Genomic DNA, 11476 nt, shown 5'->3' with positions numbered 1-11476 from the left:
TGGCCGCTTGCTGGCGAGGCGGGTAACGGGGCGGTCGTGTGCCGCGTGCTTTGCTGGCATCATGTCGGACAATTCCACGACACACGTTCCTGCCATGTCCTGCCACCCGTCAAGAAGAATGGCGCCGCTGATCGGCGCTGCCGCCGCCGCGGTCGCGATGAGCCACGGATCATGGGCGGCCGCCGCGCCGGCCGCCGACACCCGGACCCTGCCGGCCGTCGGCACGACGTGGTGCTACAGCGTCGGCGAGGGCCACGTGACGCCGATGACGCTCAAGGCCGTGCATGACGGCGTCGCGAGCTACGACGCCGGGCCGGCCGCCGCACCGGTGAAGATCGACGAGGACATCTCGACCTATACGACGCCGAATCCGGCGCGACACGGCCAGCGCAGGCTGCTCGTGTTTCCGCTGAAGCCGGGCAAGCAGTGGGAGGACCGCTTCGACGAAACCGTGACCTCGAGCATCGGCCGCGGATGGGCATGGCATTACCGCTACCAGGCCGTTGCGTCGAGCGAGGTGATCGGTACGGAGAAGCGGCAAGTTGGCGCGGGCACGTACGATACGTTCGTGATCGTGCGCACCACGTCGTGGACCAAGAGCGAACCCGGCACGACCGATGCGACGCTGCGTGAAATGGGCATGCATTGCGACGCGCCGGAGTGCACGGTGTCGGGCTACAGCAGGGAAGTATCGTGGTATGCGCCGTCGATCGGGCGGGTCGTGCTGCGCGCGAATGTGCAGAGCGGGTTCGAGCCTTCGATGACCGACGGTTCGCCCGATGCGTCGCTGAAGAACGCGGGCTCGCTCGTGACCGAGCTGGTCGGCTATGGCGACGATGCCACCTGCAAGGCGGCACAGCCGTCGCGATTCGCGACGGTGCCTTCGGCGCCAGGGTTCGGGTTCCCGATGTGGCCGAACAACGCGTGGGAATTCCACATGGCACGCGATATCGCGCGCGAGTAGCGCGGTCGTCACGCAGCGGGCGGCGCGTGCTGGTCGTGCGATGCCCGCTGACGGTGCGGCACACCCGACAGCCCTTTCACGCGCACATTCTTCCGATGACAGCCCTTCCCGACGTAACCCTTCGACTGACCGACACCGAGCAGCCTGCCGCACGCGACTTCATCAGCCGCAAACTCGGCGAATTCAATCACGCGATGACGGGGCGCGCCGACGCGGCCACGCTCGACGTGTACGTCACCGATCCCGCGACCGGCGAGATCGTGGGCGGCCTGACGGGGCGCACGTCGCTCGGTCTCTTCTTCATCGATCTGTTCTACCTGCCGGAATCGCTGCGCGGCGGCGGATTCGGCAGCCGGCTGCTGCGCGAGGCCGAAGCGGAAGCGAAACGACGCGGATGCGCGCGTGCGGTGCTCTACACGATCTCGTTCCAGGCGCCGGATTTCTACCGGAAGCAGGGTTACGAAGCATTCGGCGAAGTGCCGTGCGAACCGGAAGGGACGTCGCGCGTGTTCATGGTGAAGGTGCTTTGAACCGGTTCAGCCGGCTCGCGTCGCGCGGTCAGATTCTCTTGGCGATCGCCTTGGGCGCATAGCCGGCGTGAGTGGCCGGATCCACGAACCGGCCTCTGAAATGTCCTTCGCCGTTCTCGTCGGACTCGAACGTCAGGTTGGCCGGATCCAGCATGCGGCGCCAGAATCCGTTCCGGCGTTCGAGGTTGTCGATCGTTTGCTGCTTTCCGAGAATGGTGCCGGTCATCGTTGCATCCTTGTCGCTGAGCCTGCCGGTAAGCAGGAGCGAGAAGCCCGACGGAAGGGGAAGCGTTCGATGGATCTCCGACCAGCACAGCGTGCCGATGCCCCGGCAGCACAATTCCGGCGGCAGGATGAAGTCGCCGATGTGCATCTTGAACGACGATTCGTCCAGCGGAAACCATCTTCCGTCGAACGGGAATATCTTCACCCGAGTGGTCGATCCAAATCGCGATCCCGGGTATTCGAGTTCGACGGACACGCGACCGGAGCAGTAGCGATCGGGCAACTCGTCCAGCTTTTCGATTTCCTGCACGATCGTCATGGTCGCGATCGGTGCGCCTTGCAGATCGGTGATCCGGTACGGATGCCGTATGGTGCTCATGCTGTTGATCCTTGTGCGAGCACGTTTATGTGGCTCAAACGCCGGCATCCGGGCGCGGGTGGTGTCACTGAATGCCCGCTCCGCGCCGCGGCGGGAACTCCCCCCGTGCGACCGGCACGGGGCGCACGCCCCCCCGCGTCAGCAATGCTCCAGCGCGTACGACAGGTCGGCGATCAGGTCGTCCGGATGTTCGAGCCCGACCGACACGCGAATCAACCCTTCCGACACACCGGCCGCCGCGCGCGCATCGGCCGGCACGCCTGAATGCGTCGTCGACGCCGGATGGCAGATCAGAGACTCCGTGCCGCCGAGACTGACCGCGGACTTGAAGAGCGTCAGGTGGTTGATGAACCTGAACGCCTGCTCGCGGCCGCCGTCGAGGATGAACGCGAACGTCGAGCCGGGCCCGCTGCACTGGCGCTGGTAGACGGCCTGGTAGACCGGATCGTCGATGAGTTCGGGGTGCAGCACGCGCACCGGCCGATGCGGATTGCCGGCGAGCCAGCGGGCGACGTCGCTGCCGCTGCGCGCGGCCTGCTGCATGCGCAGCACGAGCGTTTCCATCGAGCGCGTGATCATCCACGACGAATGCGGATCGAGCTGCGAGCCGAGCGAGCTGCGGATCGAGCGGATCTTCGTGATCAGGTCGCGGGCGCCCGTGACGCCGCCGGCGACGAGGTCGCTATGTCCGCCGATGTATTTCGTCAGCGAGTACACGCTCAGGTCGATGCCTTGCCGCGACGGTTTCTGATACAGCGGCCCGAGCAGCGTGTTGTCGCAGACCGACAGCGGGCGATAGCCGTGGCGTGCCTCGAACGCATCGATCTCGCTGCGCAGCCCGTCGAGGTCGAACAGCGCGTTGGTCGGGTTCGCGGGCGTCTCGATGTAGCACATCCGCACGCGGCCCTTTTGCGCGGCCGCCTCGAGCGCGGCGCGGATTGCAACGGTGGACAGCCCGTCGGCGATGGCTTCGGAGCGAATGCCCCACTCGGGCAGGAACTTCGAGATCAGCGTTTCGGTGCCGCCATACAGCGGCACGGACTGGACGACGCAGTCGCCCGGCCGCAGGAACGTCAGCAGGATCGCCGCGATCGCGGACATGCCGCTCGATGTCACGACGGCGGCTTCGGAATCGTCGAGCAGCGCGAGGCGATCCTCGACGATCTCCAGGTTCGGGTGATTGAAACGGCTGTAGACGAGGCCCGCGCCTTCGCCTTCGGGCGCAGGCTTGCGTCCGGCCACGACGTCGAAGAATTCGGCGCCGTCCTCGGCCGTGCGGAACGCGAACGTCGACGTGAGGAACACGGGCGGCTTCACCGATCCTTCCGACAGGAAAGGATCGTAGCCGTACGACATCATCTGGGTTTCGGGATGGAGTTCCCGGTCTGCAATCTTGCGCTTGTGGTAGGTGCGATAGGCCATGCAGTGCTCCGTGCTGGGGTGGTGAGGAACAGCCGTTGCAGCGGTGGCGTGACGGGTGCGGCGCCGGGTAGGCACCGGCCGTCGCGACCGCGTGTGGCGATACTACCCCGAAGGCGCTGCTGCGTGACCCACCCCCTGACACTATCGTCAGGGTGCGGCCTGTTCGACGATCATGTCGTACAGCGCACGGGCGGCCGGCGACAGTTGCGCGCTCCTGCGCGTGACGAGCACGAGCGTGCGCGACACCGCCGGCTCGACGAGCTCGATCGTGCGGATCATCGGATACGCGTTCTTCTGGATCGCGAGCTTCGGCACCACGGCCGCGCCGAGCCCCTCCGCGACGAGCCCGAGCGCCGTCGAGCTGCGCTGCACTTCGTAGAACGAATGCAGCGACACGCCGCTCGTCTTCAGCGCGCCGTCGAGCAGCCCGCGATTGCCGCTCACTTCGCCGGCGAAGATCAGCGGATGCGGCTGCAGTGCGGCCCAGCGAATGCGCCGCCGCTTCGCGAGCGGATGATCGTCGCGGCACACCAGCACGTACGGATCGCTCGTCAGCGGGACGTTGACCAGTTCGGGATGCTGGTCGCCGGCGATGCCGATGCCGAACTCGGCCTCGCGATGCAGCACGGCCTGCAGCACCGACGCCGACGCATGATCGAGGATCTTCACGCGATCATGCGGCCGGTGCGCGGAGAATGCGCGCAGGATGCGGGGCAGGTATTGCACGCCGACCGTCGGCACGCACGCGATCGTGACGTCGCCGCGCTGGCTCAGGCCGGTCTCGCGAATTTCGGTGAGCGCGTCGGACAGCTCGTTCAGCAACCGGCGCGCTTGCGGCAGGAAGCGCCGGCCGATTTCGGTGAGTGTGGTGCGGCGCGTGGTGCGCTCGACGAGCGCGACGCCGAGAAAGGTTTCGAGCTTGCGCAGCCGCTGCGTGATGGCCGTCTGCGTGACGTGCAGCGTATCGGCTGCCTGCCGGAAGCTGCCGCCGTCGGCGATCGCGACGAAAGCCTGGACACCGAGCGTATCGATCTTCATCAGAATTTTGAATCAATCACGATATTAAATTCATTTTACTGAACTTCGTGACGATCGCAGAATGCTTCGCATCGACGGCCCCCCCGCATCGTGCACGCAGGCAGCTGCACGGCCGTCCACGCCGACCAGGAGGAACGACATGACGACCCCACTCGATCGATACGCCGCCCAGTACGTGCAATTCGAGGACGAACGCACGCGCCCGATCCGCGATCTGCTGGCCGCGGTGCCGCATACGCCGATCCATACCGCGATCGACATCGGCTGCGGGCCCGGCAATTCCACGGAGGCGCTGATCGCGCGTGCGCCGGACGCAACGGTCCACGGGATCGATGCATCGGCGGACATGATCGACGCCGCGCGCAAGCGCCTGCCGGACCTGCGTTTCGATGTCGTGGATATTTCCACATGGGCCGATCCCGGCGGCTACGACCTGATTCTCGCGAACGCGGTGCTGCAATGGGTGCCCGCGCACGCCACGCTGTTTCCGGCGCTCGTCGGCAGGCTTGCGCCGGGCGGCCATCTGGCGGTGCAGATGCCCGACAACCTCGACGAACCCGCGCATCGGCTGATGCGCGAGGTCGCCGCGGCCGGGCCGTGGGCGGACAAGCTGAAAGGCGCGGCACGCACCGAGCGGTTCGATGCGCGTTATTACCACGCGCTGCTGTCGCCACTGTGCTCGCGCGTGGACGTGTGGCGCACGACCTACTACCACCCGTTGCGCGGCGGTGCCGATGCGGTCGTCGAATGGTTCAAGGGTAGCGCGCTGCGGCCGTTCCTCGCGGCGCTCGACGACGGCGAACGCGCGGCGTTTCTCGCGCGGTATCGCGATGCGATCGCGGGCCCGGGTGGTTATCCGGCGCTTGCCGACGGCACCGTGCTGCTGCCGTTCCCGCGTCTGTTCATCGTGGCGACGCGGGCCTGACGCGGCAAAGACGCGCGCTCGGCGGCGCGTCAGCGCACCGGCCGCATCGATGCCGGGTCGACCGTGCGGATCCGCGCGGTCTGCCCGTCGCGCAGGTCCTTGTACCAGAACAGCGCGACTTCACCGGCGTTCTCGTCGTCCGCGTACAGCAGGCGATCGTGTCCGCCCAGCACGAAGCCCGAACGGGCATAGGTGCTGCACGCGGCGACATTGTTCGACTGCGTTTCAAGCCGCATGAAGCCGAACCCGTGGCTGCGCGCCCAGGATTCGGCGGCCGCCAGCAGCAACTGCCCGATGCCTTGCCGCCGGCTGTGGCGATCGACGGCCAGCTCCGCGATCTCTGCCATCCCGTTCCAGCTCTGCCCGATCGCCACGAACCCGGCGAGCCGGCTGCCGGCCGTCGCGCGAAAGAGCGCCGTCTTGCCGGTCGCCTCGTCCGCCCAGCCGGCCGGATCGAAGCCGTAATTCTTGCGGCGCGCCGGCAGCGCGCGCAGATCGAGCAAGTCCTGATACGGCGCGTTCAATTCCCACGCGATGTCGAACGAGAAGTCGCATCGATCCAGTTCGTCGGCGGGAAGCCCGCTCGTCTGTTCGATGCTGATGTGTTCGGCTCGGTCCATGTGTCGGTGTCCTGTCTTCTGCGGGATGGCGTGGTGTGGTCCGTGATGCGATCGGCGGCGTCGTGAGGTGCGCCGCATCGCGTTTGTGCTTGCTTCGATTTTTTGCCCCGGCACAATCCAGCGCGCGCGAGACCGGCACAGACTGGCTCCTTCCGTAACGGCGGAACGCGGGCAAGCCGTGAACCGGACGGCGACGCAAACGTGTGCGGGATTCGCACGCCGGCTACGACGCCTGTTCAACCGCCCGATTATGCTGGATTTCGGCGATAGCCCGTCGCCGGCATCGGTGCGATGCCGGACGCCGTACGTCGCGACGTCGATCCAGTCGACCGTCGTCCGCATGTGGATGAAAGACGACAGGAACCCGAATAATTGTTTACCGTTTCGTGACAACTCGATATATTTCGAAAAATATATCGAAAGTCGTGGCGTCGTCAGGCGCCACGTCGCCACCTGCTCCACGAAAGCCGGAAGAGATTCTGACCTGCATCGCCGGAGCAACGCGTCGTCGCAGCATGCGCAATCGGTGCGCACGCTTGCCGGCGCTGCAACATGAGCGGTCGCCCCGCGGCATGCCGCTTCAGCAAGCCCACACAGGCATCGAAACGGAACATCGTGCACGCGCATGAGGCAGGCGTGTGTGCGGCGATCCTGTGGCTTGCGCTCGTTCATCAGTCGGTTCGTCGTCAACACGCCGCGCGTCACGCTGCGACACAGGCGCGCGCGTCAACAACAAAAGGAAGGGAACATGAAAAAGACCATCGTGGCCGCGGCCGCACTCGGGATGTTCGGCACCGCCGCGCACGCGCAAAGCAGCGTCACGCTCTACGGGCTGATCGATGCGGGTATCACGTATTCGAACAAGGTCGCGACGTCGGGCGGGCACGGCAAGCTCGTCAAGTACGGTGACGGCGTTGCTTCGGGCAGCCGCTGGGGCATTCGCGGGACCGAGGATCTCGGCGGCGGGCTGAAGGCGCTGTTCGTGCTGGAAAACGGCTTCAGCAGCGGTGACGGCTCGATCGGCCAGGGCGGTGCGCTGTTCGGCCGGCAGGCGTTCGTCGGGCTGTCGAAGAACGGGATCGGCTCGCTGACGTTCGGCCGCCAGTACTCGTTCTCGACCGACTACATCGGCGCGAACTACACGATGGGCAGCCAGACGCCGGCCGGCAACTACGCGTATCACATCAACGATCTCGACCAGCTGACGTCAAGCCGCATCAACAACGCCGTGAAGTTCCAGAGCGCGAACTTTGCGGGCCTCACGTTCGGCGCGATGTACGGCTTCTCGAACTCGACGCAGTTCGCAGGTACGCCGACCACGACCGGCACGAACGGCTCGCAGGGTTCGTCGAGCGCGTACAGCTTCGGCGCGAACTATGCGCAGGGGCCGTTCGGCATCGGTGCCGCGTACACGAACATCCGCTTCCCGAACGGCGCGACGCCCGCGTTCGGCGTGAGCATCGCGAACATCAACACGCAGGGGCTGCGCGATCTTGAGACGGTCGGCGTCGGCGCGCGCTATGCGATCTCGGCGGCCCTCGTGTGGGCGAACTGGACGCATACGAAGTTCGTGCCGCTGTCGGGCGAATCGTCGAAGCTGAACAACTACGAAATCGGCGGCCGCTACGCGTTCACGCCGGCCCTGAGCGGCGGTCTCGGTTATACGTTCTCGAAGCTCGACGGCCGCTTCGACGGCAAGTGGCACCAGGTCAACGCCGCGGTCGACTATGCGCTGTCGAAGCGCACGGACGTCTATGTGAGCGCGGCCTACCAGAAGGCGTCGGGCAGCAACACGATGGGCGGCCGCGCGGTGCCGGTACAGGCAGAGATCGGCTCGTCGGGGTCGTTCATCGGCAACGCGGGCGCGAACACGCAGCTCGTCACGCGGATCGGCCTGCGTCACAAGTTCTGATCGACGAAGGAGGGCGGGCGTTGCCGATGCCGGCAGCACCCGTCGCGACGTCCGGAACCTGAGCCGGCACGACAACGGGCACTCCATCGGAGTGCCCGTTTTGCTGTGGGCGACACGATGACCCGGCAACGCGTCGGCCCGGAAAGCGATATATTCGATCATGCATATCGAAGCGACGGTCGATCGCGTCGCCCCACATTCACCCTCACGGGAGCCCCATCTTGAACTCGACGCAACGCGAAGCCGTCGGCGAAGCCTTTTCGCTCGACGCGATGCAGCACGCAAGAACCATGACATGGCAGGCCGTCGACGCGATCGCCGACGGCATCCGCCCCGGCATGCGGGAATCGGAGGCCAACGCGCTGGGGCTGAGTGTGCTGCAGGCGCTCGGGATGGACCGGATCTGGCATCCGGTGCTCGTCCGCTTCGGGGAAAACACGCTGCGCACGTTCAAGGAGCGCTCGGTGGCGGACCCGGTGCTCGCCGACGACGACATCTTCTTCATCGACCTGGGCGCGGTGTGGGCGAAGCATGAGGGCGACGCGGGTGCGACGTTCGTGTGCGGCGACGATCCGGACATGCATGCGTGTGCGCACGCGGCGCGCGTGATCTACGACGAAGTCGAGCATCACTGGCGCACCACCGGTTGCGCGGGCATCGCGCTGTACGAATTCGCCGCGCAACGCGCCGACGCACACGGCTTCCGGCTGAACGTCGACATCAAGGGGCACCGCGTCAGCGATTTTCCGCACGCGATCTACAAGGCCGGCAACCTCGGCGACTTCGATGCCGCGCCGGCCGCCGGGCTGTGGATCCTCGAAATCCAGATCGCGCATCCGACGCGGCCGTTCGGCGCGTTCTACGAGGATTTGCTTGTGTAGTGCTTGTCGTGCCCATAGCGCGTGCAGGCCGGCTGGAAAAACATTCGAGCGCAACGCGGCACGTCGCGCCCGAATGCGTGCCGGCCCCATACAGGCGGCCGGCACGGTCTGGCCATGCCGTCAGATGTTGATCGTGACGGGGCCCGCGAGCGGCGTGTAGCCGTCGTCGAACAGGTACCACGCATCGTACTGCCCCGACGCCAGCGTGCTGTTGGCCGTGGACGAGAACAGCAGCGAGCCGGTGCTCTTCGGCAGGTACGCCCACGACTTGTAGCTGCCCTTGGTCGGCTGCGCGCCATGCGCAAAGATGCCCACCCAGTTCTTCGGGCTGTGGCTCCACGGCGGCGCGACGTAGTCGAACCGCAGCGTGCCGAACGTCGAGCCCTGCGAAGCGAGCGACGCGACGAACTTCTTGCCGGTATTGCCGATCGCCGAATCCGTGAGCAGGAGGCCGGATTGCGTCTGCACGCAGCCGGCCACCCGGCGCAGGAAGTTCGGATCGTTCGCATCGCGGATGCTGGCGTCGTACCAGCCGCCGTCGCCGTACCACGTGACGGCTTGCGTCGCGCCGGCGGCGACGGTGACCGATTGCCGCGTGTTCATCCCGTATGCGTTGTCGGTGAGCTGGAACGTCGTCGCGCCGGAGCCGGCGGAGTTGTCGAGCGTGATCTGCACGTTGCCGTTGGCCACGTCGTAGCACAGGCTGATTTCGGCGGCCGATCCCGTGTTGCCGGACGAACCGACGCTGCCGCGGAACGTCTGCAGGAAGCCGTTCGGGCCGTAGACGGAATAGTCGTAGCTGCCGCCGGCATTCAGTGCGAGCGAATCCGACAGGTTCGCGCACTGGCTTGTGCCGGCCGCGATCGTGTAATGCCGGGGGATCGTGCTCGTGCCGTCGACCCACGCCTGCAGGTGTACGCCGGCGGTGCCGGTGTTGGTCATCGTCAGCGACAGCGCGTTGCCGGCGCGGTTGACCTTGCCTTGCACGAAGAACTCGTAGGGCAGGCGGCAGGCGGTGCTGCGGCCGGCCGTCTGCGCCGGCACCGCGGTGGTGGTCGGGTAGGGGATCAGGACGGCCGGGCCATTCGGGTTCATGTTGCTCGCCGGCGGCTGGATCGCGGGAACGGTCTGGTCGGCGTTCGAGAAATCGAAGGCCGACGTCAGGTCGCCGCAGACCGCGCGCCGCCACGGCGAGATATTGGTTTCCTGAAACCCGAAGCGCGCCTCCAGGAAGCGGACCACCGACGTGTGATCGAACACCTGCGAATTCACCTTGCCGCCCTTCGACCACGGCGAGATCACGAACATCGGCACGCGCGGCCCGAGCCCGATCGGCACGTCGCCGCTGGCCGAACCATCCGATGCGCTGCCGCTGCTGGCGACGAATTCCGCGGCCGTCGAGACGGTCGACTGCCCGGTGCCGGCCGCGGAGCTGGCCGGGACGGCGGGCGGGACGTGATCGAACAGGCCGTCGTTCTCGTCGTACATCACGAGCAGGACGGTGCTCGCCCAGACCTTCGGATTCGAGGTCAGCGCATTCAGCACGTTGCTCACGTACCATTCGCCGCCGCTCGCGGCCCACGACGGATGCTCGCAGTACGCGTAAGGCGCGGCAATCCACGACACTTGCGGCAAGGTGTCGTTCGCGACGTCGGCTTGCAGCTGGCTGAACAGGTTCGTGTCGTATTCCTTGCCGCCGCCGCTCGGGTCGATCTGCGTGCCGTTGATCGCGGGCGCCAGCGGATCGTTGGCGCCGAGGTTCTGGTACTGCTTGAAGTTGAGAACGATGTTGTCGCCGTAGTTCCCGTTCCACCAGAGCGTGCTGCCGGCGCTGTTGGAATTGCCGTACGCGTGGCCGGCATCCAGGCCGTTGCCTTTGTCCTGGTAGAACTTCCACGTGACGCCGGCCGCGTTCAGCCGTTCCGGCAAGGTCGTCCAGCCGGTGCCGGTCATCGTGTTGTCCGTGTACGGCGAATAGCCCGGCACGTTGCCGCAGCACCCGGTCCACAGATACAGCCGGTTCGGGTCGGTCGGGCCGAGCATCGAGCAGTGGTAGTCGTCGCACACCGTGAACGCGCTCGCCAGCGCGTAGTAGAACGGGATGTCTTTCTGCGTGAAGTAGTACATCGTGCCGCTGGTCTTCGCGTCGGCCCAGTTGTCGTAGCGGCCGTTGTTCCAGGCGCTGTGCGTGCCGGTCCAGCTGTGGTCCAGGTCGCCGTAGTACGTGTCGCCGTTCGCCATGCCGGAGGGCGGGGACGGGTTGAACGGAAACACGTAGGACAGCAGCCAGGGCTGGCGCCATACCGGATACCCGCTCGAAATCACGACCGGCCGCGGATCGCCGAAGCCGCGTGCGCCGCCGAGCGTGCCGAGATAGTGGTCGAACGAGCGGTTTTCCTGCATCAGGATCACGACGTGCTTCACGTCCTGGATCGTGCCGGTCACGGTGGCCGCCGGAATGGCCTGGGCGCGCGCGATGCTTTCGGGCAGCATGCCCGTGATCGCGGTCGCACCGGCGAGCTTCAACGCATCGGCGAGGAACTGGCGTCGTGTTGTGGGTTTGTTTTGCATGATCGCTCT

10 protein-coding genes are annotated in these 11476 nt (G+C 66.3%); 5 read left to right on the top strand and 5 right to left on the bottom strand.

The window, feature by feature from the left end; genetic code table 11:
* Positions 1–118: 118 nt before the first annotated feature.
* Positions 119–964, top strand: coding sequence for a hypothetical protein (locus tag ACPTTF_RS31300; protein WP_423369555.1), 846 nt, complete (start codon positions 119–121; stop codon positions 962–964).
* A 95-nt stretch (positions 965–1059) separates the two neighbouring features.
* Positions 1060–1494: a GNAT family N-acetyltransferase gene (locus tag ACPTTF_RS31295; RefSeq protein WP_166955211.1), complete on the top strand. Its 435-nt coding sequence runs from the start codon at positions 1060–1062 to the stop codon at positions 1492–1494.
* A 28-nt stretch (positions 1495–1522) separates the two neighbouring features.
* Here the strand turns inward: ACPTTF_RS31295 and ACPTTF_RS31290 are convergent, their stop codons facing one another.
* The 3 genes from ACPTTF_RS31290 to ACPTTF_RS31280 all read right to left on the bottom strand — a co-directional run bounded on the left by ACPTTF_RS31290 (position 1523) and on the right by ACPTTF_RS31280 (position 4558).
* The gene (locus ACPTTF_RS31290; protein ID WP_423369554.1) at positions 1523–2098 is read right to left on the bottom strand and encodes a hypothetical protein; all 576 of its coding nucleotides are present in this window, start codon (positions 2096–2098) and stop codon (positions 1523–1525) included.
* A 138-nt stretch (positions 2099–2236) separates the two neighbouring features.
* The gene (locus ACPTTF_RS31285; protein ID WP_423369553.1) at positions 2237–3520 is read right to left on the bottom strand and encodes a cystathionine gamma-synthase family protein; all 1284 of its coding nucleotides are present in this window, start codon (positions 3518–3520) and stop codon (positions 2237–2239) included.
* A 147-nt stretch (positions 3521–3667) separates the two neighbouring features.
* Positions 3668–4558, bottom strand: coding sequence for a LysR substrate-binding domain-containing protein (locus ACPTTF_RS31280; RefSeq protein ID WP_423369552.1), 891 nt, complete (start codon positions 4556–4558; stop codon positions 3668–3670).
* Between the two features lie 139 nt (positions 4559–4697).
* On the opposite strand from ACPTTF_RS31280, the gene tam reads away from it, so the two are divergent.
* Positions 4698–5483 carry a trans-aconitate 2-methyltransferase gene (gene tam, locus ACPTTF_RS31275; RefSeq protein WP_423369551.1) on the top strand — a complete coding sequence of 262 codons (786 nt, stop codon included), beginning with the start codon at positions 4698–4700 and terminating at the stop codon, positions 5481–5483.
* 29 nt (positions 5484–5512) lie between these two features.
* Here the strand turns inward: tam and ACPTTF_RS31270 are convergent, their stop codons facing one another.
* Positions 5513–6103, bottom strand: a complete 591-nt coding sequence (locus ACPTTF_RS31270) for a GNAT family N-acetyltransferase (RefSeq protein WP_166955201.1) — start codon at positions 6101–6103, stop codon at positions 5513–5515.
* A 748-nt stretch (positions 6104–6851) separates the two neighbouring features.
* Between ACPTTF_RS31270 and ACPTTF_RS31265 the strand changes: the two genes are divergently transcribed.
* Complete coding sequence (locus ACPTTF_RS31265; protein ID WP_423369550.1) at positions 6852–8015, top strand: porin; 1164 nt, start codon at positions 6852–6854, stop codon at positions 8013–8015.
* Between the two features lie 221 nt (positions 8016–8236).
* Positions 8237–8896 carry a M24 family metallopeptidase gene (locus ACPTTF_RS31260; RefSeq protein ID WP_423369549.1) on the top strand — a complete coding sequence of 220 codons (660 nt, stop codon included), beginning with the start codon at positions 8237–8239 and terminating at the stop codon, positions 8894–8896.
* Between the two features lie 120 nt (positions 8897–9016).
* Here the strand turns inward: ACPTTF_RS31260 and ACPTTF_RS31255 are convergent, their stop codons facing one another.
* Positions 9017–11467: a phosphocholine-specific phospholipase C gene (locus ACPTTF_RS31255; RefSeq protein ID WP_423369548.1), complete on the bottom strand. Its 2451-nt coding sequence runs from the start codon at positions 11465–11467 to the stop codon at positions 9017–9019.
* Positions 11468–11476: the final 9 nt, after the last annotated feature.

The sequence above is a fragment of the Burkholderia crassaminum genome (genome assembly GCF_964265005.1).
GTDB lineage: Bacteria > Pseudomonadota > Gammaproteobacteria > Burkholderiales > Burkholderiaceae > Burkholderia.
This window is presented reverse-complemented; position numbering and strand designations above follow the sequence as displayed.

Bases quoted from the DNA above. Each gene is read 5' to 3' on its own strand.
- ACPTTF_RS31300 (WP_423369555.1), top strand. From the start codon at position 119: ATGGCGCCGCTGATCGGCGCTGCCGCCGCCGCGGTCGCGATGAGCCAC.
- ACPTTF_RS31295 (WP_166955211.1), top strand. From the start codon at position 1,060: ATGACAGCCCTTCCCGACGTAACCCTTCGACTGACCGACACCGAGCAG.
- ACPTTF_RS31290 (WP_423369554.1), bottom strand. From the start codon at position 2,098: ATGAGCACCATACGGCATCCGTACCGGATCACCGATCTGCAAGGCGCA.
- ACPTTF_RS31285 (WP_423369553.1), bottom strand. From the start codon at position 3,520: ATGGCCTATCGCACCTACCACAAGCGCAAGATTGCAGACCGGGAACTC.
- ACPTTF_RS31280 (WP_423369552.1), bottom strand. From the start codon at position 4,558: ATGAAGATCGATACGCTCGGTGTCCAGGCTTTCGTCGCGATCGCCGAC.
- tam (WP_423369551.1), top strand. From the start codon at position 4,698: ATGACGACCCCACTCGATCGATACGCCGCCCAGTACGTGCAATTCGAG.
- ACPTTF_RS31270 (WP_166955201.1), bottom strand. From the start codon at position 6,103: ATGGACCGAGCCGAACACATCAGCATCGAACAGACGAGCGGGCTTCCC.
- ACPTTF_RS31265 (WP_423369550.1), top strand. From the start codon at position 6,852: ATGAAAAAGACCATCGTGGCCGCGGCCGCACTCGGGATGTTCGGCACC.
- ACPTTF_RS31255 (WP_423369548.1), bottom strand. From the start codon at position 11,467: ATGCAAAACAAACCCACAACACGACGCCAGTTCCTCGCCGATGCGTTG.